The organism is Arsukibacterium sp. (assembly GCF_033721375.1).
Taxonomy (GTDB): Bacteria; Pseudomonadota; Gammaproteobacteria; order Enterobacterales; family Alteromonadaceae; genus Alishewanella.
Window position 1 is genome coordinate 129,844 of sequence record NZ_JAWWAP010000006.1, and the last position, 25,733, is coordinate 155,576.

At 49.2% G+C, this 25,733-nt stretch carries 20 protein-coding genes, 1 other RNA gene and 1 pseudogene; 8 read left to right on the forward strand and 14 right to left on the reverse strand.

The annotated features are described in order from the left end of the window. Positions 1 to 49: 49 nt before the first annotated feature. Positions 50 to 2,656 (reverse strand): TonB-dependent receptor, encoded by a 2,607-nt coding sequence (locus R3187_RS10725; RefSeq protein WP_318967005.1) that lies wholly within the window; start codon positions 2,654 to 2,656, stop codon positions 50 to 52. A 548-nt stretch (positions 2,657 to 3,204) separates the two neighbouring features. On the opposite strand from R3187_RS10725, the gene dinG reads away from it, so the two are divergent. The 4 genes from dinG to R3187_RS10745 are packed head-to-tail and all read left to right on the forward strand — an operon-like array spanning position 3,205 to position 7,567. Further along, positions 3,205 to 5,262 (forward strand): ATP-dependent DNA helicase DinG, encoded by a 2,058-nt coding sequence (gene dinG, locus R3187_RS10730; protein WP_318967007.1) that lies wholly within the window; start codon positions 3,205 to 3,207, stop codon positions 5,260 to 5,262. A gap of 30 nt (positions 5,263 to 5,292) precedes the next feature. Beyond that, positions 5,293 to 6,078, forward strand: a complete 786-nt coding sequence (locus R3187_RS10735) for a sulfite exporter TauE/SafE family protein (protein WP_318967009.1) — start codon at positions 5,293 to 5,295, stop codon at positions 6,076 to 6,078. After that, entirely contained in the window at positions 6,075 to 6,629 is a 555-nt protein-coding gene (priC, locus tag R3187_RS10740; RefSeq protein ID WP_318967010.1) for a primosomal replication protein PriC, read from the forward strand. The genes R3187_RS10735 and priC overlap by 4 nt, the downstream gene beginning before the upstream one ends. Further along, on the forward strand, positions 6,629 to 7,567 hold the full coding sequence (locus R3187_RS10745; RefSeq protein ID WP_318967012.1) for a histone deacetylase: 939 nt from the start codon (positions 6,629 to 6,631) through the stop codon (positions 7,565 to 7,567). The genes priC and R3187_RS10745 overlap by 1 nt, the downstream gene beginning before the upstream one ends. Here R3187_RS10745 and R3187_RS10750 read toward each other — a convergent pair. Next, positions 7,538 to 8,635 (reverse strand): tryptophan 2,3-dioxygenase family protein, encoded by a 1,098-nt coding sequence (locus R3187_RS10750; RefSeq protein WP_318967014.1) that lies wholly within the window; start codon positions 8,633 to 8,635, stop codon positions 7,538 to 7,540. The genes R3187_RS10745 and R3187_RS10750 overlap by 30 nt on opposite strands. 127 nt (positions 8,636 to 8,762) lie before the next feature. On the opposite strand from R3187_RS10750, the gene R3187_RS10755 reads away from it, so the two are divergent. Then, entirely contained in the window at positions 8,763 to 9,023 is a 261-nt protein-coding gene (locus R3187_RS10755; RefSeq protein WP_318967015.1) for a late competence development ComFB family protein, read from the forward strand. After that, positions 9,020 to 9,175, forward strand: a pseudogene (locus R3187_RS10760) (DUF2496 domain-containing protein); the annotation flags it as partial. The gene R3187_RS10755 and the pseudogene R3187_RS10760, both read left to right, overlap by 4 nt. Before the next feature lie 29 nt (positions 9,176 to 9,204). On the opposite strand, the gene ffs reads toward R3187_RS10760, so the two are convergent. Together ffs and R3187_RS10770 are read right to left on the reverse strand one after the other, a co-directional pair. Next, positions 9,205 to 9,301, reverse strand: an RNA gene (ffs, locus tag R3187_RS10765) — signal recognition particle sRNA small type. A 143-nt stretch (positions 9,302 to 9,444) separates the two neighbouring features. Continuing rightward, positions 9,445 to 10,314, reverse strand: coding sequence for a DUF3014 domain-containing protein (locus R3187_RS10770; RefSeq protein WP_318967016.1), 870 nt, complete (start codon positions 10,312 to 10,314; stop codon positions 9,445 to 9,447). 124 nt (positions 10,315 to 10,438) lie between these two features. On the opposite strand from R3187_RS10770, the gene R3187_RS10775 reads away from it, so the two are divergent. Beyond that, complete coding sequence (locus R3187_RS10775) at positions 10,439 to 11,545, forward strand: patatin-like phospholipase family protein (protein WP_318967017.1); 1,107 nt, start codon at positions 10,439 to 10,441, stop codon at positions 11,543 to 11,545. Between the two features lie 121 nt (positions 11,546 to 11,666). Continuing rightward, positions 11,667 to 12,641 (forward strand): GGDEF domain-containing protein, encoded by a 975-nt coding sequence (locus tag R3187_RS10780; RefSeq protein WP_318967018.1) that lies wholly within the window; start codon positions 11,667 to 11,669, stop codon positions 12,639 to 12,641. Here R3187_RS10780 and tilS read toward each other — a convergent pair. From tilS to bamA, 10 genes are all read right to left on the reverse strand, one after another. Further along, positions 12,595 to 13,899 (reverse strand): tRNA lysidine(34) synthetase TilS, encoded by a 1,305-nt coding sequence (tilS, locus tag R3187_RS10785; protein WP_318967019.1) that lies wholly within the window; start codon positions 13,897 to 13,899, stop codon positions 12,595 to 12,597. The two genes, R3187_RS10780 and tilS, sit on opposite strands and share 47 nt — an antisense overlap. Before the next feature lie 115 nt (positions 13,900 to 14,014). Next, a complete protein-coding gene (gene accA, locus R3187_RS10790; protein WP_318967021.1) occupies positions 14,015 to 14,971 on the reverse strand; it encodes an acetyl-CoA carboxylase carboxyl transferase subunit alpha in 957 nt (318 codons plus the stop codon). A 17-nt stretch (positions 14,972 to 14,988) separates the two neighbouring features. After that, positions 14,989 to 18,459, reverse strand: a complete 3,471-nt coding sequence (dnaE, locus tag R3187_RS10795) for a DNA polymerase III subunit alpha (RefSeq protein WP_318967023.1) — start codon at positions 18,457 to 18,459, stop codon at positions 14,989 to 14,991. Next, positions 18,459 to 19,052 (reverse strand): ribonuclease HII, encoded by a 594-nt coding sequence (gene rnhB / locus R3187_RS10800; protein WP_318967025.1) that lies wholly within the window; start codon positions 19,050 to 19,052, stop codon positions 18,459 to 18,461. The genes dnaE and rnhB overlap by 1 nt, the downstream gene beginning before the upstream one ends. Beyond that, positions 19,039 to 20,199 carry a lipid-A-disaccharide synthase gene (gene lpxB, locus R3187_RS10805; RefSeq protein ID WP_318967026.1) on the reverse strand — a complete coding sequence of 387 codons (1,161 nt, stop codon included), beginning with the start codon at positions 20,197 to 20,199 and terminating at the stop codon, positions 19,039 to 19,041. Before lpxB ends, rnhB begins: the two co-directional genes overlap by 14 nt. 205 nt (positions 20,200 to 20,404) lie before the next feature. Further along, a complete protein-coding gene (gene lpxA, locus R3187_RS10810) occupies positions 20,405 to 21,175 on the reverse strand; it encodes an acyl-ACP--UDP-N-acetylglucosamine O-acyltransferase (RefSeq protein ID WP_318967028.1) in 771 nt (256 codons plus the stop codon). 1 nt (position 21,176) lies between these two features. Beyond that, positions 21,177 to 21,629, reverse strand: a complete 453-nt coding sequence (gene fabZ / locus R3187_RS10815) for a 3-hydroxyacyl-ACP dehydratase FabZ (protein WP_413229022.1) — start codon at positions 21,627 to 21,629, stop codon at positions 21,177 to 21,179. A gap of 2 nt (positions 21,630 to 21,631) precedes the next feature. Further along, complete coding sequence (gene lpxD, locus R3187_RS10820; RefSeq protein ID WP_318967030.1) at positions 21,632 to 22,687, reverse strand: UDP-3-O-(3-hydroxymyristoyl)glucosamine N-acyltransferase; 1,056 nt, start codon at positions 22,685 to 22,687, stop codon at positions 21,632 to 21,634. A 4-nt stretch (positions 22,688 to 22,691) separates the two neighbouring features. Further along, the gene (locus R3187_RS10825; RefSeq protein WP_318967032.1) at positions 22,692 to 23,213 is read right to left on the reverse strand and encodes an OmpH family outer membrane protein; all 522 of its coding nucleotides are present in this window, start codon (positions 23,211 to 23,213) and stop codon (positions 22,692 to 22,694) included. A 16-nt stretch (positions 23,214 to 23,229) separates the two neighbouring features. After that, complete coding sequence (bamA, locus tag R3187_RS10830) at positions 23,230 to 25,731, reverse strand: outer membrane protein assembly factor BamA (protein ID WP_318967034.1); 2,502 nt, start codon at positions 25,729 to 25,731, stop codon at positions 23,230 to 23,232. Positions 25,732 to 25,733: the final 2 nt, after the last annotated feature.

Sequence of the window (25,733 nt, forward strand, 5' to 3'; positions counted from 1 at the left end):
GGAAAACCCGCCTTTTTTAATTTAGCTATAAGTTTAAAAGATTATAAACTTAGAACGACTGTGATAAGCGAATATACGCTACGCGACCATAAGCATCATATAAATTGAAGTTATAGTTACGACCACCAAATGGAATCAGCTGAGGTGCTTTCTCAAACGCATTCTGCGCACCAACAGAGATTTTGGTATTTGTAGGCAGTGTATAACTTACCTGCAAGTCATGCGTTACCCAGGTACCCACATGACCAGTACGAACTACTTCACCTGGCTGGTTTGGCACTTGATCAACATCTTCAAACTGCGAACCAATCATGTTGATATTCCACGCGAAGTCAAAGTTGTCCCACGCATAAACGTTAGAGAACGTAACCCGTTGACGCGGCTCACCTGGATCGCGAATGGTGTTACGACCACCATCAATTTCGCTGCTTATCTGATGACTGATTTGTAACGTCTGGTTCAGACGACCAAAAGAGCCAAAGTCAAAGTTAGTATTCAGATTAGCATCAACGCCGCTAATCGCCCACTCACCCTCGTTTGCATAACCCTGGGTAATTAAATCGATACCGCCGTTAGGCAAACGTGCTACACCCAGACCAGCAGGGATTGGGTCGCCAGACTGCTCACGGGTCAGGATTGTAGCTGAACCGAAGAACCGGATTAAGTTTTCAATTTTGATATCATAGTAATCAACAGTGAAATTTAACCAGTCAGTAGGTTGATACGCCACACCTAAAGAAAGCTGTTTAGACGATTCTGAACTGATTTCTGAGTTAGCTAACGTAATAGCATTAACCTGAACATCACAACCAGCCGGTAAACCAAAGTTGATACATGATGGATCATCTGAAACAGTTGGGTTATCCGGAGCCGGTTTCTGAGTCAGAATATCCAGCGTTGGTGCACGGAAACCTTCACCGTAAGAACCACGGAATACTAAACCATCCAGCGGCTCATAACGAACAGAGATTTTTGGAGAGAAATCACTACCATAATCTGAGTATTTATCGTAACGGCCTGCTACAGAGAACTCTAAACCATCCATTACCGGGATCAGCGCTTCAGCATAAGCACTCTTCAGGTTACGACCACCGCCGGCACTGTTACCTGCTGAACCACCAACCTGACCTGCTTCTGACAGTGAGTCATAAGTATCAGTGTAATCTTCTTTACGGTACTCAGCACCTACTACCATCTGAATGGCGCCGGCATCAGTATCCATTACGTCAAACGACGCAGAACCGAATACTTCTTCCTGATCAAAAGTACCAATCCGTGCTGTAGTTACTTTTAAGCCACTTAGCAGAGCTGCATAGTCGCTACGTCCAGCATCAGTGGTAAAACGGGTACCGAATGGGTCATTCAGCATATATTCGCCACTATCAATTGCTTGACGGGCATTTGAACCCATCAGATAGTTACGGCCGATTTCGTAAGTTTTGGTTTTGTTTTTACGTACACCAAAATCAACGATTACATCACCGATGGCACCTTCTACACCCACTAAAAAGTCAGTTGACCAGTTATCAACATAACTATCCCGGTTACCTAAAGCTGCAAAACGGTGACGGAACTGAACTTCTCTGTTATCACCTGCAGCTGGATCATAGAACGGGCTGGCTGGGTTAGTCGGGTTATTCGGGCTGTCTGGCGACATAAACGCTGCGGCGCCTGCATCGTTTAATGACGGTGCATAACGGCCAAATGACTTGGTTTTAGCCACTAATGTGTGAGAAAAAATCTTCCAGTCATCGTTGATGTTATATTCAGCTTTTAAGAAACCAGAAGTATTGCCGGTTGAAGCTTCGTTTGCGTTGGTAGCGTTGAAGTTATAAGCACATAAGCCAGAAGACAGATAGAAGAAGTTTTCTAAGCCGTCACACTCTGCTGGTGAAATAACAGAGGTATAGCCTGATGGTGATAACCAGTTAGCACCAAAGCTTGATGCACCAGGTTGTACCCACTCGTAAGCGTTTTCGAAAATGATGTCACGGTTGTTCCATGAAACACCACCAACAACGCTTGAGTTGTCAGAACTTGAACCGAAAACTGCAGAACCTTCTTCACGGTCACCGCCTTCTTCTGGCAGGCTGATGGTTGAACCACCGATACGGAACTCTGCACCGTTAAAATCTTTACGGGTAATAATGTTGATTACACCGGCAATCGCATCTGAACCATAAACAGCTGATGCACCGTCAGACAGAATTTCAATCCGATCTACTGCAGCCATCGGGATTGAGTTCAAATCCTGAGAGCTACCGGTAGAAGGTGACTTCGGTAAACGACGACCATCAACCAGGATCAATGAACGCTCTGCACCTAAACCACGTAAGTTAACCTGAGAGATACCCTGAGCTGAACTACCAGACTGCGGGCGGAAAGAACCTGCGGTGTTAAACGTAGTATTACGAATCAAATCAGATACAGACATCTGACCTGATAAATCAATAGCAGCCCGGTCGATAACAGTAACAGGCACGGCTTGCTCTAAATCGGTACGCTTAATCCGCGAACCGGTAACTTCAATTCGTTCTACTTTCGCCGCTTCATCTTCTTCCGCTGCATTCACAGATGCAGTGAAAGCGGTAGCTGAAGCCGCGCCGAAGGCGATAGCTAAGCGCACAGCTTTGCTTAATTTATTATTTGTATACATGTATTTCTCCCTGGACCACTATCTCGCTAGTGATTCTATTTTTAAACAGTTACCAATCTTTAAAGGCAATTGGCACTCCATTCGTCTCGGATACACTCCGATTTGTCGCGTCCTGATAATAAACGGTATTTTTCGGTAGGGTCAACAGCTTTTATTGAACAATTTCGCCTGGCAAAGGTCAGCAAGGCATTTAGGTCAAAAATCAGGCGCTCCCAAAAATAGCGCAGTTTTGCCCCAAAATGGCGCCAAACCAAGCCAATCACCCTGTTTTGGCTGCAAATAACCCCATGAAACGCACTAAAACGCCCGTTTGGCTGTTCGCAGCGGCCAATTACAGCAGTAAATTTGTAATCTATTATTTACACTCTGACTATTTTTCTCGAGGTTCATTTTCGGTGCTATCAGAACTAAATGGTTTGGCTGCCTGTCGCCATGGCACTTTTCAGCTTAAAAATCGGCATATTCCGCATAACTGGCGCTTTGCTATATCTCATTTTGCTGGTTAGAATTAGCAAACTGTACATCTATACAGGCAACCTGACTCACTGATGGCAACTGAACTCATGCTTTCTGAAAAGCTCAAACAACAAATACGTGATGCCCAGCAACAGCTAAAAACAGCGTTACCCAATTACCGCAACCGACCTGGCCAGAATAAACTCATCGCCGAAATGGCTAATATTGTTGCCGGCCAGTATCATCGGCACGACCGGATTGGTCTGGTGGAAGCAGGAACCGGTACCGGTAAATCGCTGGCCTATTTACTGGCAACGCTGCCGGTTGCAATAGCACGGCAAAAAAAACTGATAGTAGCGACAGCAACGGTTGCGCTGCAGGAACAACTTATTAACAAAGATATCCCTTTTTTCCGCCAGCACAGCGCCATAGAGTTTGAATATAATCTGGTGAAAGGCCGATCACGCTACGCTTGCATTGAGCGTTTAAAGCAGCAGCTGGTGCAACCGGATTTACTGACCAGTGCTGAGCGTAGTCAATATGCCGTACTGGAAAGGCTTAACGAGGCCTGGCGGCAACGCAGCTGGCTGGGGGACCGAGACACCCTGCCAACTGTGGTGGACGATGCGCTCTGGCATAGTATCAGTGCTGATCCTTATCATTGCAGTAAACATGATAAACGCCATCATCATTGCCCCTTTCATCTGGCGCGGGCAGAAATAAATGACGCTCAGTTGCTGGTGGTAAATCATAGCCTGCTGTTGGCTGATTTAGCCGCTGGCAATGCTATCTTGCCGCCGCCGGAAGACTGCATCTATGTGATTGACGAAGCACACCATCTGCCCGCTTGCGGCCGCGACTATTTCGCCGCTTTTGCCCAGTTAAGCCAGCCCGGCCTCTGGCTGGACAGGCTGGGCATCCTGGCCAGTCAGTTAATTCAGAGCTTGCCTGAAACCAGCTTAAAAGACTTGCTGAAACTTGATGATTACCGCAATGAATTGCTCAGCCTGCTAAAGCCGGTGGAGCGAAGCCTGAACGACTGGCAAAGTCGTTGGTTCAGCAACCCGGAGCAAACCGAGCACCGCTTTGAACATGCCGCCCTGCCCAAACTGTGGCAGCAACAAGCTGAACCCATCGCCAGTTGTGCCCAGAAGACCCTCAGCCTGCTGGATAAAATCAGTGCCGCCGTAGGCGAAGTGGCAATCACATCAGCGAAGCGAAAAAGCCAGAGTAAATTGCTGCAGGAGCTCAGCCAGCTGGCACAAAAGCTGGAACAGCAACAGGCTTTATGGCAATTGTATGCCCAGCCGCAACCCGAGCCAGCGTACCAGGCACGCTGGGTAGTCAATGACAACCAGCAGCAGCTGACCGCGCATGCCTGCCCTCTCAGCGTTGCCAATACGTTGGAGCAGTTATTATTCTCACAGGCCCATGCCTGCATTTTATGCTCAGCCACCCTTACTGTGCTGAATTCGTTCGACCATATTAAATATGAGCTGGGTTTAACCGGCCACCCGGGCTTGCAGACCCTGCGGGTCGACTCGCCTTTTGCGTATCAGCAAAACGGCGTGATTGTTATACCGAAAATGCAGCACGAACCGACTGCCAGTGCCTACACGGACGAACTGATAAGCATGTTGCCAGCTTTTTTACCCGAACAGCAGGCCAGCCTTGTGCTGTTTGCCTCGTACTGGCAAATGCAGCAGGTCGCGCAGGCGCTGCGTGTAAAAGGCTTTTCATTGCTGGTACAGGGTGAAGCATCCCGGCAAACGCTGCTAAGCCAGCACAGTGAAAACTGTCAGCACAAAAAAACCAGTATTTTATTTGGTACTCAGAGTTTTTCTGAGGGGCTGGATTTGCCCGGCACACTGTTAACTAATCTGGTCATCACCAAGCTGCCATTTGCCGTACCGACCTCGCCGCTGGAAGCCGCAATGAGCGAGGCCGTTACCCGCAAGGGGGGTAATCCCTTCGTCCAGCTTGCTATCCCGGCCACTGCCAGGAAACTGGTGCAGGCTTGTGGTAGACTGCTGCGCCAGGAGCAGGATCAGGGCCGCATCGTTATTCTGGACCGGCGGCTGGTTACAAAATCCTATGGTAAGGCCATGCTGGATACGCTGCCGCCATTTCAGCGCCAGATAGAGTATTAAACCTTTTTCGTACTAACAGGATAACGCCCGGTGTTAACTGATTTGCTTCCGACCACTGATTTACTGCTGATCCTCTGTGCAGTCGCTTTTATCGCCGGCTATATCGACGCTATCGCCGGCGGCGGCGGCTTACTGACAGTACCGGCTTTACTGACTGCGGGTTTGCCACCGCACCTGGTGCTCGGCACCAATAAACTGGCCGCAACCTTTGGCTCATTAACCGCCTCAGTCACTTACTACCGCAAACGGCTGTTTAACCCGCGCTACTGGCGGCGCAGTCTGGGTTATACCGCCCTAGGCGCTTTAATTGGCACCCTGGTGGTGGATCAGCTCAGTACGGAGTTGCTCGACAAGTTATTGCCATTGTTAGTGTTGCTGGCAGCAATTTATACGCTGTTTAACCGGATCCAACCGGACGACCGGTTGCAGCTGCCCGCCGAGAACAACAAATTATACTGGCAGCAACGCTTGCAGGGCTTAACCCTGGGTTTCTACGATGGCGTGGCAGGCCCTGGCACCGGTGCGTTCTGGATGGTCTCCAGCATGGCAATGTATAAAATCAATCTGCTGCTGACCAGTGGCGTAGCCAGAACAATGAATTTTATCAGCAATGGTTTTTCGCTGGTGGCATTTATGGCCTTAGGTCATGTTGATTATGTGCTGGGTATTGCTATGGGGCTATGTCTGATGCTGGGCGCTTTTCTTGGTGCCCACAGCGCTATCCGCTATGGCAGCAAATTTATCCGGCCGGTTTTTATCAGTGTTGTTATTGCTATTGCCCTGCGTTTAGCCTGGCAGGCCTGGAGCAATGTATGAACACCCTGCAGCTATTAAGCAGTCAGCTTAACGAACTGTACCAGCGGGCATCAGTTATTGACAGCCAACGCCTGCCAGGTAAACCTCAGGATTGGTTTGAAAGTGGTTTGTTTAGTTGTCATTCCCCCGATTTAGCAGATTATGTGGCAGATGCCAGGCGCAACCTGAAGCGGCTAAGCGATGATCAGCCGCCGCTGTCAGCGGCCAGTAAGCAGCGATTAGCAGAGCATTTGGCTGCCCAGGTCGATGCACTTACCCGGGCATTCAGTAACCTGAGTACCCGCAATAAATTTCAACGCGCAGTAAAATTCAGCCGCGAGCAACCGGCTAAGCCCATCACCGCTAAGCCCGCGACAGCGAATTTGTACCAGCAGTTAACCGATTTTCAGCAGTTTGAGCGCCGCTTGCTGGATATGATAGAACAAGCTGAGCGCTACGGTAGCGATAATGCAAGCCGGGTGTTAGCACTGCACGCCCGGTTAGGCCGCTGTCGCAAAGCGATAACTGAGGTAGAACAGGCTATTTTACAACACGAGCGCCAGGTCCCCTGATGGCAGCTATGATACCGGGCCTGGTATATCATCCCTGTTACAGTGCACTTAGCCTTCCCGAGCGCCATCGCTACCCGATAACCAAATATCAGGCGTTGTATCAGGCACTGCTCGCGTCGGGATTAACAGCTGAAGCATTCAGCACGCCTGAGCCCATCGCCGCGCGCGAGCTTGAATGCATTCACGACAAAGCTTATATCGACAGCATTTGCACTGGCACAATAACCCCGCAGGCTATGCGACGGATTGGCTTTCCATGGTCGCAGGCTCTGGTTGACCGTTCACTGGTCTCCGTTGCCGGCACCCGGCTTTGTGCCGAGCTGGCGTTAAGCCGGGGTATCAGCCTGCACTTAAGTGGCGGTTATCATCATGCCAGAGCTGCAGAAGGCGCCGGTTTTTGCGTGTTTAATGATTTAGCCTTCGCTGCCCGTAGCATGCTCGGGCGCGGTGTCAGCAAAATCCTGATATTTGATCTGGATGTACATCAGGGTGACGGTACTGCCGGGATTTTTGCCCCAGAGCCGGCTATTATTACCGCCTCTGTCCACTGCGAGAAAAACTTTCCTGCCCGGAAAATCTGTTCTGACTGGGATATCGGTCTGGCGAAACACTGCACTGATAGCGACTATTTAGAAGCGGTAAGCCAGAGTCTGGAGACCTTGCTGAACTGGCATCAGCCTGAATTGGTGTTATACGATGCCGGCGTGGATATTCATCAGCAAGATGAGCTGGGGCTGCTGGATATTTCCACTGATGCAGTATATCAGCGTGATTTACTGGTATTTAATGCCTGTCGCAGCCGTGGGATCCCGGTTGCTGCGGTGATTGGCGGGGGTTATCAGCGAGATGTCGCCGCCCTGACCCAACTGCATTTACAGCTATTTAAGGCGGCATTTACTGCTTGGGGTTTAGCGCTCAGGCCCGAAATAAAAACCTAATTTACGTTTAACCTGCTCGGGTAATACCGGCAACTCAGATTTAGGCAGTAAAAAGGTTGCCATATTAAACAAGTCAGTAAAAATCCGGTTTTTTTCAGTAGTGCGCTTTAAGTAGTCATGGCCGGACGAACCACCGGTGCCAATTTTGGTACCCAGCATCCGCTGCACCATCATTGCATGCTTATAGCGCCAGATAGTCAGATTTTCATCAATCTCGGTCAGACAGGTCAACAATTGAAAAGGTAAGTTAAAAACCGGCTCTTCCTGATACAGGCTGATAAATAACGCAGATAACATCGCCCGCTGACTTAACCGGAAGCTGCCCTGCTGCTGCAACTGCTGATATTTTTCTTCATTAAGGAGTGCTGCAAACTTGGCGCGTGTCCGTTCAATTTCAGCCAGCTGTAATTGCCGCTCCGGCTCGGCAATCTGTTCAATGCCGGCTACGGTGCTGGCATCGTCATTCAGCATTTGCTCGGTGGCGTTGTGATACATCTGCCAGAAGCTGAAATCATCAAGTTGTAAAAACGGCATCCGCTCCAGCCATTTTTCAATCCGCTCAAATAAGCTCGGCTCTGTCTCCAGCGCCTCTAAAAAGTTGCGGTCTTTTTCATTCAACCGGCTGTAAAACGAATTTTTATCAAAATCAATGCGGTATTCGCTTTTAAGCCCCAAACCGATTTCCAGCATTTTAAACTGAACACTCTGAAAGCCCGACGCCGGCACCAGATAATCGCGAAACGACATAAAATCCTGTGGCGTCATCGTTTCCATTACGGCAATTTGCTGATTCAGCAATTGTTGAATACTGATCACCCTTTTCAGCTTATGGACAATACCCGTTAACTGCTGGTCTTTCACTTCCGCTTCAGCAAACACCGCCATTACCGCTTTTAACTCATGCAGAATTTGCTTAAACCACAATTCATAGACCTGATGGACCACAATAAACAGAGTTTCATCATGGGCTTCATTGGCATATCTGGCACTTTCCGGTGCCTGAGCAGTGAGAATTTTATCCAGTTGCAGATAATCACCGTAGTAACAGGGCGTGGTATTTTTTTGCATTACATATTTCCGCTTGTTCTGACCCTCGCATTGTAACAGCCCGCTTAGTTAACTCAATCTTTCTATAGCCTTTTGCCGTTAAGCTGATTATGCTGAATATCATTATCTTCAACTTGACGAGGCAACAATGAAACTGGACGATGACATTCATAACTATTATGAAAAACTGTTACTGGACCATATCGTTGAACTAAAGCTCGACGACAGTAAAGACAGCGAATACCTGGCTGACTTATGCTGTATTTCTCTTAACTTGCTGCCACCACGCTATATTCGTTATGAAGTGGATATGTCGTTTTACCTGCCGCAAAGCGAACGTTTTGAAATGCAGATGAAAGTAAAAGAAGCGGTTAGCCGGGCCAGACAATTTCTGGATGACAATAAGTGACTAGTGGGTCTAAAACCGGTCAGAACGAGAACAGCGGACTGGCAACAGCGCCGCCCCATATCAAACTGGCCGTTGATTTAATCATGTTACTGGAACAGCAACACATTAGCGAAGCCGATATTGTAGCAGCGCTGGAAATTGTGCAGAAAGATTATCGCAAAAAGCTTAAGGTGGGTGGCAACTCCACCAGCCACATCCCGGCACCTGCATCATAAGCTGTGGCTGCTTCCTTCCGGACCTGACCAGGTTAACCTACTAGCATTGCGAGAGGACCAATGGAGTTACCATTGACTGCCAGACCGGTTGCACCAGAGCGGCAGGCCCGCATTATGCGCAAAGGCCTGGCAGGTTTCAAGTAATTTAGCGGCAACAGCGCTTTACTGCTTAAACTTTAACCGCTACCGGGCAGGCCGAATCTTATTCAGTCTGTATTTTGCAGCAATTCCAGATACTTCCTGGCTACCACGCGTAAGCGCTGATGATTGTCTGGCCCCAGCCTGATAATCTGTTTCTCAAGATCGCTGCGCCCTTCCACGTCGGGGTCAGCATAGGTGTAAGCAACTGATTTACGCACCAGCGTGGTATCAGGATTATTCAGTTCAATCGCTAAAAACTGCTGCAAAGCCTGCTGTAAACGCTTTTTAAAGCTCAGTTCCGGATATCCCAGCTCGCCAAACGCCTGTTCAAACAACGGCTGATAACGCTCCAGCAACTGCATTACCTGCACGGGTTCAACACTCTCTACCAGACGAACATAAGGCTCATAGCGCTGATAGCTGGCCGGGTCTATCCGGTAGGTATCCCCCTCTTCCGCCGGGACAGCCATAAACGGCTGATCCAGCCGGGCCACAACCGGATGTTTGGCGACAAGCTGCCGCTGGGCCAGATTATCGACCGTTACCACCAGATTCCGCACCATTTGTTCGGTATTAATTAACCCGGCTAAGCCAGGCTGCCAGTCAAGTTGCAGGATGTCCTGCTTGATTACCGGATCCGAATTCTCCAAAGCCGGTAATGGCTCCGGCGCAGGCTCCAGCATGGTTTCATCAGGCTCTGCGCCCATATCAGGTTCAGTAATTTGTTCTGTTTCTGGTTCCTCCAGCGCTGGGGGAACCGGTTGTTCTTCAATAATTTCGACCCGTGCTGGCATTGGATCTTCGGTGATAGCGCCCTGCTCTGGTTCGCTGTCAGCTTTAAACAGCATCCACAGCGCCAGCAAAATAACAATAACAACTGCAGCTATACCTGCATAATAAAGCTGTTGCCCGCTGCCTGATGGTTGCGCAGTCATAAGGGTCTCCTTGTTAGTAACTTAGTTATACTGCAATATAGCAACAAGACCGTGAAATTGCAGAAAAGTTTAAAATACAACTATGGTACGACAACGACCACTTAATGGAAAAAAGACCGCTCTGTTGCTGACTGGTGGTGGTGCCCGCGCTGCTTATCAGGTTGGGGTGCTCAAAGCGATAGCCCAGCATTATCCCAGAACCAGTCCGGCCCCGTTTGACATAATCAGTGGCACGTCAGCCGGCGCTATTAATGGTGCCGGTATCGCCTGCTATGCGTCGTGTTTTCATCTGGGTGTTAAAAAAATCGAATCAGTCTGGCGTCACTTTCATACCAATCAGGTTTATTACTCTGATTACCCAAGGGTATTCTGGCATTTAATGCAAAATGTTTTTGGCGCCTTTCAGGCAGATTATGCCAATAAAAAGCCGGTTAGCGTGTTCGATAATAAACCGCTGAAGCAATTGCTTGGCCGGATCCTCGACTTGCAACGGATTGACCGCAATATTATGGGGGGTTATCTGTCCAGCTTTTCGGTTACCTCGTCTTGTTACAATAATGGTGATTCCATCACGTTTTTTCAGTCTGATCATGCAGAGGAGTGGCGACGGGCCAAACGCTGTGGTCAGCGAACTTTGCTCGGCGTGCATCATTTAATGGCCTCTGCTGCTATTCCGATCATTTTCCCCTCGGTTCGGATCCATCAGCAATATTTTGGTGATGGCTCCGTGAATCAGCTGGCACCATTAAGTGCGCCCATTCATCTGGGCGCAGATAAAATTCTGGTTATCGGCGTAGAGGACCCCCGTAAAGAAGAAACCAGCCGGCGCAACCTGCACCATCCGGACCTGGCTACGGTGGCAGGCCACTTATTAGATACCATTTTCACCGATACGTTGAACTCGGATCTGGAAAGAATGCAACGGGTAAATAAAACCGTTGAAACCCTGCAGGCAAATAATATTGAAACTGAACTTAAGCCAATACAAAGCCTGCTGATTAACCCGAGTCAGAATTTTAACCAACTGGCCAGTGAGTATTATTTATGCTTGCCATTGGCAGTACGCACCCTGCTGCGTGGCCTGGGGATCCGCCAGCATTCTGATTCCAGTCTCGCCAGCTACCTGTTGTTTGAACAAAAATACACCCGCCGCTTAATTGAACTGGGCTTTGACGATGGTTGTAAGCAAATGGACCAGATTGTGCAATTTCTTGCCGCTGAACCGGAGTAACATCTCGTCAATAGCTTGACTGTGCATCGACATCCTTACATAACCTTATGAACTAAAACACAATTAACATTTGGCTTGAATTTTGCTTTAACCAGTCATCACCGTTTAAGAAGGACTGGTAATGGACTGTATAATGACCCGCGAGTTAGCACTGGATGTCGCGCCCAGCTATGCGGCACTGAATCGTTGTCAGCAAACTGACAGCCTGCCCGATTGCAGCGAACAGACACTGACCAGCCAGCTGCAAACCAGCCTCGATATTCAGCAGCAGCTGGATATTTTTTCAATGTATGTCGGACGTTTACTCAGCATCACCGGCATCCGGCTGAATACTGCTTTTGGTCAGCACAGTGCCGCGGGCTCGAGCAATGGTGCCCATACTTATAAAAGTCTGTTGGTACTGAACCAGCAATGCCTGGCAGAACTGCATTATCAAAGCGATCAACCGTTCAGCCCGATGCAGCAGCGGGATCTGTTATTGCTGGAAGGTGAATGGTTGTTCGCTCTGCGTAATGCCCTGGTCGTCGCCCGGTTGCAACAGATGGCGCTGAAAGATCCGCTGACTGCACTGGGCAATCGCCGGTTTTTTGACGACAGTTTTGCCAAAGCAATTCAGTTATCGCGCCGCCGGCAGCAACCCTGTGCTCTGCTGCTGTTAGATCTGGATAACTTTAAACAATTAAATGATAACTATGGCCATGCTATGGGTGATGAGCTGCTGATTGTTGTTGCTGACTGTATGCGCGAAGCGCTGCGCCAAACCGATAGTCTGTTCCGGTTTGGCGGAGATGAATTTGCGGTTATTCTGGCTGACGACGATGCCGACAGCGCCGATTTAGTTGCCCGGCGCCTGCTCAAAGCGATCAATCAACACTATAAATGTCTGCAATACGGCATCAGTGCCAGTGCGGGCCTGGCTTATCTGCAGCCACATCAGGCAGCTGAACAATTTTTTGCCGCCGCTGATCGGGCGCTGTATGAAGCAAAATCATCAGGCAAAGCGAATTTAAGACAAACTGGCCGCGAGACGCCTGGCGCTAATACCCCAGTCAGTTTTGCAACCAGTCAAGCCAGCAGTCCGCCTGTATCGTGCTAACTGCAGATGCATAACCGGCAACAGCGACCAGTTTGTCCTGCTGTAACAACAACGGCACCTGCCCCCGTTGCCAGGGGGGTAACTGCCAGAGCTTAAACCATTGCTTCAGCGGCTTATGCTGAGCCTGTCCTGCGGGTTTAAATGGCAGACTCAGCTGGCCAAATACCACACTGTGTTCGCTGCGATGCATCGGCAAACGTCCGGACCCCTGCTCGTTGCAAGCTACCAACTCGCCAAGACCCGCAGGCAATATAAGACTTGCCTGCATAGACCATGCTATCCGGCAACTCGTTGCCGGTTGCGCTTTTTGTTGTATCAGATACAGCCGCTGGTGATAGCGTTTTACCTGGTAATCTGCCAACACCAGCTCCGGCATGGCGTCCTGGCGGGCTTCAATTACCTGCTCTCTGAGCGTCTGTAACCATTGGCTGGAAGGGTTAAGCTGAAACCGGGCCAGCCATTGCCGAATAACCAAATCCTGCTGCACCGGCAGCTGCAGCAGTAAAGCCGGTAAATTTAACTGTCTCTCATCAGCGCAAATACACAGCGCCAGCGCCTGCGCGGTATAATGATTGATTAGCTCCTGCTGCGCCGCCAGATGCGCCATGCTGCGCAGCGTTGTGCTAACAAACGCCGGCCAGCGCCCTGTCAGCAAGGGTGCTATTTTATTGCGGATATAATTGCGGTCAAACCGGTTGTCTTTGTTACTGCTATCCTCTACCCATCTGAGCTGATGCTGTCGGGCAAACGCCTGAATGTCCGGCCGGTTACAGTCTAATAACGGCCTGAGTAAACTTCCGCTGGCAAAAGGACGTTGCTTAGCCATACCGCTCAAACCCGCTATTCCGGCGCCACGTTTTAATGCCAGTAATAAGGTTTCCAGCTGATCGTCAGCATGATGGCCTGTCAGCAATACGGTACTTTCTGCATCAATAAAAGGGGCGAGCGCCTGATACCGCCCCTCCCGGGCTGCCGCTTCAATATTGCCAGCGCTATCTATAGTTATTGTCAGGCTGAAAAACTCAATATCACGCAAAGCGCAGGCTTGGGCACAGTGCTCAGCCCAGCGAGCCGCATCGGCACTTAAACCATGATTAACATAAACAGCCTGCAGCTGGCACGGCCTGATTTGGCGGGCCTGATGCAGTAACTCAAGCAATACCATTGAATCAAGGCCACCGCTTAGCGCCAGTACCACTTTGGTTGCACCGCAGGCCTCAAGCGTTGCGGCAAGTTCAGTTGCGCTAATGATTGCCATTGCAAATTACCATGGTTAACGATCATGTCCGGTTAACGTGTGTTACCTACTGAGGGCTATTATCCGGATAAAAAAACCAGCGACAAGCGCTGGTTTTTTGCTATTGTTGTTCAGGTCAGCAATAACCGAATGACATCAGCCGCTTATAACGGTTGTCCAGCAGCGTTTTGGTGTCAAGTTGCTGCAGTTTGTCCAGATCTTTCAGTAAGGCTTTTTTCAGGGTTTGCGCCATTTGCTCCGGCGCGCGATGCGCGCCACCAAGAGGCTCAGGAATAACCGCATCAATTAAATCCAGCTCTTTAAGACGCTCGGCCGTTATGCCCATCGCATCAGCAGCCAGTGGGGCTTTTTCGGCACTTTTCCACAGAATAGATGCACAACCTTCCGGTGAAATAACCGAATAGGTGCTGAATTGCAGCATATTCACCCTGTCACCCACACCTATGGCCAACGCACCGCCAGAGCCACCTTCGCCAATAACCGTACAAATAACCGGCACTTTTAAGCCCGCCATTACTTTCAGGTTGCGGGCGATTGCTTCAGACTGGCCCCGCTCTTCAGCGCCAATACCAGGATAGGCACCCGGTGTGTCGATAAAGGTAATAATAGGCATTTTAAAGCGCTCGGCCATTTCCATCAGCCGTAACGCTTTGCGATAACCTTCCGGGCGCGGCATTCCGAAGTTACGGCGGATTTTTTCACGGGTATCCCGGCCTTTCTGATGACCAATAACCATTACAGCATGCTCACCGATGCGGGCAGTACCCGCTACAATAGCGTTATCATTCGCATAGGTGCGATCCCCGGCCAGCTCATCAAAGTCGGTAAATATCAGCTTCAGGTAATCCAGAGTATAAGGCCGGCGCGGATGTCGGGCCATTTGCGCAACTTGCCAGGCACCCAGCTCAGAAAATATCTTTTTGGTTAACCCCAGACTTTTTTCTTTTAGTTTGTTGATCTCTTCTTCTAAACCAAGATCGTAGTCGCCGTTGCGACTGACGTTACGCAATTCGTCTATTTTTGCTTCAAGTTCAGCAATCGGCTGCTCAAACTCTAAATAATTCAGCATCATCGACTATCACTACCTAATTAATTAAATTCCAGTTCTATTGTTGCTAATTGTTTTAACTGATGCAACAAAGCGTCGGCGGGCGTCACCCACCAGGCTGTCCCTAACTGCAGTGTTACCTGCCCTTCCTCTCGACGATACCTGATAGTTACGGGTACCGTGCCGGCCTTAAATTCATCCAGTACCTGCTGCAATCTTTGCAGGTAATTGTGGTCTATTTGTGGCGATTGTACAGTGATATTCAAAGATTTCAGCGATTTTTCCCGCACGGTTGTTATTTCGCTGACATCGCGGCCCGACATTGTAAGGCCACCGTTAAAATCATCAAAGCTGACCTGTCCGGTTATCACCAGAATACGATCTTTTTGCAGCAATTCCTCGAAGGTTTCTAACTGTTCAGGGAAAAAGCGCACATCTAACCGGGCTGATTTATCATCCAGCGTGACGATAGCCCAACGCCGGCCCTTCTTATTAATCATCACCCGCACTGACACCACTAAACCTGCCACCTGCACGCTCTGATCTTTTTTAGTCGGTTGCAGCTCCACCAAACGACAAGACACATAATGGCGAATTTCATCAGCGTAACGGTTGATAGGATGGCCGGTTAAATATAGCCCCAGCGTTTCCCGCTCGCCTTCCAGCCAGACTTCATCCGGCCATTCAGGTACCTGTTTAAACGCAGTAGCGGCCTGTTCCGGTTCCGGACTAAGCAGGCCAAATAAGTCATCCTGGCCAACGGCCTGCGCTTTGGCATGCTGCTCGGCCTTTTTCATGGCTTCTTCCAGGCTGGCCATCAATGCCGCCCGGTGTGGCCCGAGTTTATCCATAGCACCGGATAAAATCAGTTTCTCCATAACCCGCCGGTTTAACCGTTTTAAATCAACTTTAGCGCAAAAATCGAAGAGATCATGAAAGCTGCCATGCTGATTGCGCGCCTCAATAATCGCCTCTATCGGGCTTTCTCCCACCCCTTTAATGGCGCCGATGCCGTATACAATATGCCCTTGTTCATTGACGGTAAACTTATACTGGCCGCTGTTGACATCCGGTGGGTTCAGTTGCAGCTTCATCCGCTCGCACTCATCCACCAGGGTCACAATTTTATCGGTGTTATCCATATCAGCCGACATAACTGCGGCCATAAATTCCGCCGGAAAGTGTGCTTTCATCCAAAGCGTCTGATACGACACCAGGGCATAAGCGGCAGAGTGCGATTTGTTGAAACCATAACCGGCGAATTTTTCTACCAAATCAAATATTTTGATTGCCAGTTCAGGGTCTATACCATTTTTTGCAGCACCTTCCTGAAAGGTATCACGCTGCTTGGCCATTTCTTCCGGCTTTTTCTTACCCATGGCCCGGCGTAATAAGTCTGCGCCGCCCAGCGAGTAACCGGATAACACCTGGGCAATCTGCATTACCTGTTCCTGGTAGAGGATAATGCCGTAAGTGGGTTCTAAAATGGGTTTTAATGAGTCATGTTGCCAGGTGGCATCCGGGTAAGATATCTCTTCGCGGCCGCGTTTACGGTCGATAAAGTTATCAACCATGCCTGATTGCAACGGCCCCGGCCTGAACAGCGCTACCAGTGCAATCATATCTTCAAAGCAATCGGGTTGCAGGCGACGGATCAGGTCTTTCATGCCGCGCGATTCCAGCTGAAATACTGCGGTGGTATCCGCCCGTTGCAGTAAATCGAAGCTGCGTTTATCAACCAACGGAATACTGTTGATATCAACCGCCTTACGGCCCTCTTTCTGCAGTCGGCTGTTGGCCATATTGACCGCCCACTGCAAAATGGTCAGAGTCCGTAAACCCAGAAAGTCGAACTTAACTAATCCGGCATATTCCACATCGTTTTTATCAAACTGGGTTACCGGGTTATTTCCTTCATCGTCACAATACAACGGTGAGAAGTCGGTAATTTTGGTGGGTGCGATAACGACCCCACCAGCGTGCTTACCGGCATTACGGGTAACCCCTTCCAGCTGGCGGGCCATATCTATCAGGTCTTTCACTTCCTGATCCTGGGCATACAGCTCCGGTAAGCGTGGCTCTTCTTTAAAGGCCTGTTCCAGCGTCATGCCCGGCGTAGGCGGGATCAGCTTGGATATACGATCGACGAAACCATAAGGATGCCCCAGCACCCGACCAACGTCCCGGATAACGGCTTTGGCGGCCATGGTACCGAAGGTAATGATCTGCGATACCGCTTCGCGGCCATACATCTCGGCGACGTGGTCAATCACTTCATCGCGCCGGTCCATACAGAAATCGACGTCGAAATCGGGCATCGATACCCGTTCCGGGTTTAAAAAACGCTCAAACAGCAGGTCAAATTCCAGCGGATCCAAATCAGTGATTTTCAGGGCATAGGCAACCAGCGAGCCGGCGCCAGACCCGCGGCCCGGACCAACCGGAATATCGTTGTCTTTACTCCACTGAATAAACTCCATCACCACCAGGAAGTATCCCGGGAAGCCCATCTGGTTTATTACATCAAGTTCTATCTGTAAGCGTTCATCATAAGGTGGCCGCTTTGCCATGCGCTCTGCTTCATCCGGAAATAACTGCAACAAGCGCTGTTCCAGACCTTCCTGCGATTTCAGTACCAGAAAATCGCCGTCGGTCATGCCACCGGTCGGAAACGCCGGTAAAAAATACTCGCCCAGGCGGATAGTCACATTGCAGCGTCTGGCAATTTCCACGCTGTTTTCTAGTGCCTCCGGAATATCGGCAAATAACGCCAGCATTTCCTGCTCAGTACGCAGGTACTGCTGTTCAGAATAATTTTTCGGTCGGCGTTTGTCATCCAGGGTAAAGCCATCATGAATAGCCACCCGGATTTCATGAGCAGGGTAGTCACTGGCCTGCAAAAATACGACTTCGTTAGTCGCCACCACCGGTAACTGGTGCTGCTCGGCTAACAATACTGCCTTCTGGATATAACGCTCTTCGTCCGGCCGGCTGGTGCGGATTAATTCAAGGTAAAATCTGTCGGGAAAATACTGCTGATAAAAACTGACCAACTCAGTAACAGTTTGCGGGTTTTCCTTTACCAGCGCTTTACCCAGCGGCCCATCTTTGCCACCTGACAGCACAATCAGACCACTGTTATGCTCGGCCAGCCACTGGTGATCAAGCTGCGGTTTGCCGGCGACATGACCCCGTAAATAAGCCTTGGAAATCAGCATCGTCAAATTCTGATAACCGACATTATCCATTGCCAGCAACAATAAGCGGGCACTTTCGTTGCCTAACAGCGGATGCTGCACCCAGCAATCAACGCCAATCAGCGGTTTAATACCAGCATCGTGTGCTGCACTGTAAAACCGTACCAGACCGCAAAAGTTCATCTGATCGGTCAGTGCCAGGGCTGGCATTTTCGCCGTGGCTGCGGCTTTGACAATAGGTTTAACCTTGGCAACCCCGTCGATCATTGAAAAGTCGCTGTGTACCCGCAAATGAATAAAAGCCGGGCTGGTCATCAGGAGTGCTGCTCCGCAATCAGTCGGACAGGTTTAAAACTGCGACGGTGCTCAGTAAGAATACCGTGCTCGCTGATGGCAGCCAGATGTTGCGCTGTCGGGTAACCTTTATGTGCCGCGAAACCAAATTGCGGATAGCGCTCAGCCAATGCCGCCATTTCGGCATCGCGGGCAACTTTGGCCAGAATTGATGCTGCACTGATTTCAGGTACCAGTGCATCGCCTTTAACGACAGCCGTTGCCGGCATCGGCAAAGCCGGGCAACGATTGCCATCGACCATCACCCATTCAGGCACAATAGCCAAAGCGGCTACAGCCCGCTGCATCGCCAGCATGGTCGCGTGCAGAATATTCAGCTGGTCTATCTCAGCCGGCTCTGCCCGGCCCAGTGCCCAGCACAGCGCCTGCTCTTTTATCAATGCTGCCAGTGCCTCACGTTTACCGGCACTAAGCTTTTTAGAATCGGTCAGGCCGGCAATTGGCCGGGTCGGATCAAGAATAACGGCGGCGGTAACCACCGCGCCTACCAGGGGGCCACGACCTACTTCATCGACACCACATAATAATTGTACGTCAGGTCTATGCCATAACATCAGATTGCACTACCTCCAGGATCGCGTCAGCAGCGCGGGCGCTGGCGTCACATTTTATTTGTTGATGGATAGCCTGATAGTCGGCAATTAATTTACTGTTGTCTGCCTGTAGCATCGGTGCCATTGCCGCAACCAGTGCAGCAGGGGTGACCTGATGTTGCAACAACTCCGGCACCATGGCACGGCCGGCCAGCAAATTAGGTAAACTGAAATGCGCCAGTTTCACCAGCCGTCGACCAATCTGATAGGTCAGCCAGTTTGCCCGGTAAGCCACTACCATTAAGCATTTGGCTAACATCGCCTCCAGGGTGGCCGTACCCGAAGTAATAAAGGTCGCATCGGCCGCCAGCAATACCTGACGCGCCTGACCGGTATACACGGTAATATTTAAATCCGCTGCCAATTGCTGTTGTATCTCTGCAAATTGCCTTGCTTTTTGCACGGTAACCATATTGGCGATAAGTTGTAATTCAGGCTGCTGATGCTGCAACATACGGGCAGCAGCCAGAAAATCAGGAGCCAGCAGTTTTATCTCGTTGCTGCGACTTCCTGGCATTATCGCCAGCACTGGCTGTGCTGCATCCAGCCCCAGGGCTGCTTTGTGCTGTGCTTTATCGACCACTAACGGCATAGTATCGGCCATTGTATGGCCAACAAAAGTACAGGGTACCTGATATTTATCGTAAAAGGCTTTTTCAAAAGGCAGCAACGACAGCACCATATTAGTGGCTTTAGCGATCTTAAAAATACGTTTATGGCGCCAGGCCCAAACCGACGGGCTGACATAATGGACGGTTTTAATACCAGCCTGTTTCAATTCCAGCTCTACCCGCAAATTAAAATCCGGCGCATCGATGCCGACAAAAACATCCGGCGGGTTCTGCAGCAACGTCGCCACAACTTCACGTTTTACCTGCATCAGCCGGGGCAGCCGGCTCAATACTTCAACCAGGCCCATTACTGCCAGCTCTTCCATATCGAACAATGCGTTAAAGCCGAGTGCTTGCATGCGCGGGCCGCCGATACCATAAAAATTCGCCTCCGGATGACGCCGGCGTAGTGCTTCTATTAAATCGGCGCCAAGGATATCACCGGAGTGCTCGCCAGCTATAATGGCAATATTCAGGTCTGACAAAGCAGGTCTCATTTATTATCTTAATTTCTTGTAATGGCCTGATTCTATCACAGGGCATAGCGCTTACTTCAAGCCTTTAGATCATTCCCATTTATGTTGCAGCCTACCCAGCTATAAAATAGTCAAACCAGCGATAAAAAAGGAGCCTGCCGGCTCCTTTTTGGGGTTTTAGTATTTACAACTTAACTTAGCGCCTTTTAACGCGCTTTAGCACTGTTTAGCGCACTATGCCGCGGCTGGCGCCAGCGATAAAGTCGGTAAAGGCTTTCAGCTCCGGATACTCAGCTGCTTTATCTTCAAGTGCCGCTAAGGCTTCAGCAACCGTCTGACCTTTACGGTAAACTTCTTTGTAAGCCCGGCGTATTTCTAACAACGCATCGCTGCTAAAGCCGCGTCGTTTTAAGCCTTCCACATTAATACCGGCTGGCTGGCAAGGGGCACCATGCACCATCACATACGGCGGAACATCTTTGAGCACAATAGAGCCGCCACCACAGAAGCTATGGGCACCTATATGAACAAACTGATGGACACCGGTCATGCCACCCAAAATAGCCCAGTCGCCGATATGAACATGGCCTGCAGCCTGAGCACCGCTGGCAAAAATGGTATGGTTGCCAATCACGCAATCATGGGCAATGTGGGTCGTGTTCATAAACAGGTTATGGTTACCAATAATGGTTTTCCCCTGATCCTGCACGGTACCACGATGAACTGAACAGCCTTCACGAAACACATTAAAGTCACCGATAATCAGTTCTGTGGCTTCGCCTTTGTATTTTTTATCCTGACAGGCTTCGCCAATACTGCAAAACTGAAAGAAATGATTACCTTTACCAATGGTAGCCGGGCCTTTAATGACCACATGAGGCTCGACCACACAGTCATCGCCCAGCACTACGTCATGCCCGATATAGCTAAAAGGCCCCACTTTAACATTCTGGCCAAGTCTGGCGCTGCTTTCTATTACCGCTGATGGATGAATCACGTTATAACTCTCGTCTGGCGCACATTAACTCTGCCGTGCATACAATGGCGCCATCCACTTTGGCTTCTCCGTAAAATTTCCACATATTACGGCGCTCTTTTAAAAACTTTACTTCGAGGATCATGGTATCGCCCGGCACTACCGGCTTTTTAAAACGGGCTTCATCAATAGCAGCAAACAGATAAAGCTCATTTTCTGAGCGCTCAGTGACCGTTTTAAAACCAAGAATACCGGTGGCCTGAGCTAACGCTTCCAGAATAAGTACGCCGGGAAAAATCGGCATCCCCGGGAAATGACCGGTAAAAATCGGCTCATTTATTGTGACGTTTTTCAGTGCTGTTAACGACTCGCCGGGCGTATAGTCCAGTACTTTGTCAATTAGCAAAAACGGATAACGATGCGGTAACAACGCCATAATTTCCTGCACTTGCAGGCTATTAAGTTGATTGGCCAAAATTAATCCTCTGTCGATGGTTGTTGTCCATCATTACTTAATTGCTGTAATTGCTTTTCCAGTAGTTTAACCCGCTGGAAGAGTTGTTCAATCTGGCGCAGTTTTGCTGTATTTTTCCGCCACTCAAGATTAGCGGTTGCCGGTATACCTGAAGAGTATACGCCCTTTTCTGTAATTGGCTTCATTACCATTGCCATGCCGGTTACCTGGGCACCATCACAGATTTCAATGTGGCCATTTATCACGGCCCCGCCACCAAAAATACAATAACGGCCTATTTTGGTACTGCCTGCCACTATAGTACCACCAGCGAGAGCGCTGTGATCACCAATCTGAACGTTATGTGCTATCTGACACTGATTATCAATAATGACATTTTTACCGATCACTGTATCTTCAATGGCCCCGCGGTCTATGGTGGTATTGGCACCAATGTCAGAATTATCGCCAATTATCACAGTGCCTGTTTGCGGTATCTTCAGCCAGTTGCCAGCCTTATTTGCGAAACCAAAACCATCTGAACCAATAACAGCACCACTGTGGATCACGCAATTGTCACCGATGATCACATTATGATAAACAGTAACATTAGCCCATAAACGGCTTCCGGCGCCGATTCTGGCACTGCGGCCTATCACGGTGCCCGCCCCCAGTTGCACGCCCTCGCCCAGCACAGCACCGGCACTGACGACGGCATTAGGCCCAATCGCGCAGTTTTCACCTAACACCGCGGTGGCGTCAATTATAGCAGAGGGATGAATGCCACTGGCAATATCTGGCGTACTGTCTAACAACTGGGCAACCTGCGCGAAGGCAACATAAGGGTCAGCTACCACCAGAGCATTGACACCCGGTGCGACATACGGCAGGTCATCTGCTTTGACCAGGACTGCACTGGCCTGTGTCTGACTGAGAAACTTCCGGTATTTACTATTTGCCAGAAAACTAATAGCACCAGCACCAGCACGTTCAAGTGTTGCAACGACAGAAACGCCGCAAGCGGCGTCTCCGATAAGCTGAGCATTCAGATGCTCTGCCAATTCAGCTAATAACTTCACCCGTTTACTTCGCTTTGCTGACCTGTGCCGCTACAGCATCAGAAATATCATATTCTGGCTTAGCATACACTGCAGCGCCAGCGTTCAGCACCACATCAAATTTTTCGCGCTCTGCTACTACATCGATAGCGTTTTTAATCATCGCTAAAATCTTATTACGCTCTTCGTTCTGACGGGCACGGATTTGTTCATCTAACGGCCGGGCAGTTGCTTCATATTGTTGACGTTGCTCTTGCACCTTGGCAGCCAGCTCTTGCTGCTGCTTTTCGCTCATCGTTGGACCGTCGCGGCGTAGCTTTTCGATATTAAAGTTAATGTCTTTTTCTAATTTACTCATTTCATCAATTTTTGCGGCGAACTCAGTCCGGATATTTTCCTGAATAGTTGCTGATTGCGGGATCTGGGCAGCAACCGCCTGAATATCAACAAAAGCAATTTTCATTTCTTTAGCTGCTGCTGTGCCAGCCATTAATAATGTGGCGACTAACAGGATTGCGGTCTTTGCTACTTTATTATTAAACATCATTTTCCTTATACCTTTGTTAGAAAGTTGTACCAATATTAAAACTGAAGTTTTCCTGCAAATCACCTTCCTGCTTTTTGATGATTTTGGCAAGGCTGAATGTTAATGGGCCCATCGGTGAAATCCACTGTAAAGATACACCAGCTGACGCCCGAATCAAACCAGGGTCGGCATAATCAATCAGGAAAGGCTGCACGCCACGCCCGCTAGACGCATTTCTGTCCTGCACTAAATTAGCATATCGATTTAAATCAAACTCAGTATCCCAGACATTACCCGCATCAACAAACACGCTGGTCCTGACTGAATTACGATAGTCTTCACTTAAAAAAGGTGTTGGCGTAATCAGCTCTAACGTCAGCACACCCATGGCGTTACCACCGATAGACCTTGAGGAAACAATATAGTTATCACCGTTTGGATTCTCAGGATAACTAATGCCGCCACTTACCGGATCCGGAATTCCCGGGACCACTCCCGGATACCGGAAAATCGCATGCGGGCCGATAATCCGATTCTCAAAACCACGTAAATTAGCGCCACCGGCATAGAAGTTTTCGGTAAATGGCAGGGTGTAATCATAGCCGTTTTTATCGCCGTAACCGTTGCCGTAACCCAGTTCCAGTTTACTGCGGAATGACCAGCGATGATCATTACTCAGCGGAATATAATTCTGTGCTTCAAACTGCATTTTATAATACTGCAAGTCAGAATTAGGCGTGGTGGCCCGTAGTACCAAATTAAACATCCGGCCTGCAGTCGGGAACAAACCACGGTTTAAGGTACTGTGGGTCCAGCCGGTGCTGAACTCGTAGTTGGTAAAGTTGTAGCCGCCGTCCGGATTCTGTTCATCCAGCAACACTGCCCTGAAATGCCGGAGCTGGTCATATTCCTGGATGGAATTAATTTTGTTTACCACATAATTCGCGCCGAAGTTTAAGCGATTAAATTCATTAACCGGATAGCCGACATTGGCACCAAAGCCATAACGGCGCTGGTTATAAGCTTCCAGGTTAGATGAGGCACTACTGTAGTCAATATCTGAATAAAACAGCTGACCACCCAGACTGACTCCATCCAGCGTATAATAAGGGTCGGTATAGCTGAGATTAAGACTTTTCTGATATTTATTCGTGCTTAAACTGATCCCGGCACTGTTACCGGTGCCAAAGAAGTTAGACTGCTGCACGCCAACTTCAAACGATAAACCCTGATAGCTGCCATAGGAAATACCGGCATTAAAACTGCCAGATGGTTGTTCCTTCATGGTAAACAGCACATCGACCTGATCATCACTGCCGGTAACCGGCATGGTCTCAAAGCTAATGTCTTCAATATAGGGCAGACGCTGGATCCGGTTTTTTGACAGTTCCAGATAATCATTTGACAGCCAGGCGCCTTCCATCTGCCGTAATTCGCGTCGGATCACTTCATCCCGGGTATTGCTGTTACCTTTAACATCAATCCGGCGCACGTAGACCCGTTTGCCAGGGTCAACACTTATCGTCAGATCAACTTCTTTACTTGTTTCGTCAATCTTCGGAATAGTGCGGACTTTTGAGTTCGCATAACCAAAGCGAGCTAACAGCTTGGCAATACTTTCTTCGGTATAAGTCACCAGGGCACCATTGTACAACTGGCCTTCTTTTAACGGCACAATGGCTTCAATAACCGCTTCCTGACCAATCAGATCACCAACAAAACTGACATCACGAATATTGTACTGCTCACCTTCAGTCACATTCAGGGTTACATATACCGCTGTTTTATCCGGGCTAACCGAGACCTGAGATGAATCAATAGCAAACTGCAGGTAACCGCGATCCAGGTAATAGCTGTTGATGGTTTCAAAATCGCCCTGCAGCGTCTGCTTCTGATAGCGATCAGAGGCTAAAAAACGCCACCAGGGTAAATCCTGCTTAGACTCGATTTGGTTCAGCAACTCATCATTAGAAAAGATGTTATTACCGACAATATTAATCTGCCTTACTGAAGCCGCATCGCCTTCATCAAATTCCAGTTTCAGATTAACCCTGTTTCGGGGCAAGTAGGTTACTTTTGCTTCCACTTTGGCCTGATATTTACCGACACCGTGGTAAAACTCCGTTAAACCGTTCTCGATACTTTTCAGGATCGTCTTATCTAACGGCTCACCAACCTGAACCCGGTTTCCGGCAAGGCTCTCGTTCAGCTGTTCTTCTTTAATATCTTTGTTGCCATCAAACTCAATATTATTGATGGTTGGCCGCTCTTTCAGCCGATAGATAACGGTATTACCATCACGAAATACTCTGATATCGTCAAAATGGCCAGCACTGTATAACGTTTTGACACTACGGGATAAGCTGTACTCTGTGACAGTATCGCCAATAGTAAATGGCAGGTTGTTCAGGGCGGCACCGAGCGCAACGCGCTGCAAGCCTTCAACCTGAATATCCTGAACGGTAAATGATTCTTCAGCGAGCACCGAGCTACTGCCTGTGGCAAGTAACATCGCAGCTACTAATCGTTTAATTGTCATTA

Bases quoted from the DNA above. Each gene is read 5' to 3' on its own strand.
- R3187_RS10725 (WP_318967005.1), bottom strand. From the start codon at position 2,656: ATGTATACAAATAATAAATTAAGCAAAGCTGTGCGCTTAGCTATCGCC.
- dinG (WP_318967007.1), top strand. From the start codon at position 3,205: ATGGCAACTGAACTCATGCTTTCTGAAAAGCTCAAACAACAAATACGT.
- priC (WP_318967010.1), top strand. From the start codon at position 6,075: ATGAACACCCTGCAGCTATTAAGCAGTCAGCTTAACGAACTGTACCAG.
- R3187_RS10745 (WP_318967012.1), top strand. From the start codon at position 6,629: ATGGCAGCTATGATACCGGGCCTGGTATATCATCCCTGTTACAGTGCA.
- R3187_RS10750 (WP_318967014.1), bottom strand. From the start codon at position 8,635: ATGCAAAAAAATACCACGCCCTGTTACTACGGTGATTATCTGCAACTG.
- R3187_RS10755 (WP_318967015.1), top strand. From the start codon at position 8,763: ATGAAACTGGACGATGACATTCATAACTATTATGAAAAACTGTTACTG.
- R3187_RS10770 (WP_318967016.1), bottom strand. From the start codon at position 10,314: ATGACTGCGCAACCATCAGGCAGCGGGCAACAGCTTTATTATGCAGGT.
- R3187_RS10780 (WP_318967018.1), top strand. From the start codon at position 11,667: ATGGACTGTATAATGACCCGCGAGTTAGCACTGGATGTCGCGCCCAGC.
- tilS (WP_318967019.1), bottom strand. From the start codon at position 13,899: ATGGCAATCATTAGCGCAACTGAACTTGCCGCAACGCTTGAGGCCTGC.
- accA (WP_318967021.1), bottom strand. From the start codon at position 14,971: ATGATGCTGAATTATTTAGAGTTTGAGCAGCCGATTGCTGAACTTGAA.
- dnaE (WP_318967023.1), bottom strand. From the start codon at position 18,459: ATGACCAGCCCGGCTTTTATTCATTTGCGGGTACACAGCGACTTTTCA.
- rnhB (WP_318967025.1), bottom strand. From the start codon at position 19,052: ATGTTATGGCATAGACCTGACGTACAATTATTATGTGGTGTCGATGAA.
- lpxB (WP_318967026.1), bottom strand. From the start codon at position 20,199: ATGAGACCTGCTTTGTCAGACCTGAATATTGCCATTATAGCTGGCGAG.
- R3187_RS10825 (WP_318967032.1), bottom strand. From the start codon at position 23,213: ATGATGTTTAATAATAAAGTAGCAAAGACCGCAATCCTGTTAGTCGCC.
- bamA (WP_318967034.1), bottom strand. From the start codon at position 25,731: ATGACAATTAAACGATTAGTAGCTGCGATGTTACTTGCCACAGGCAGT.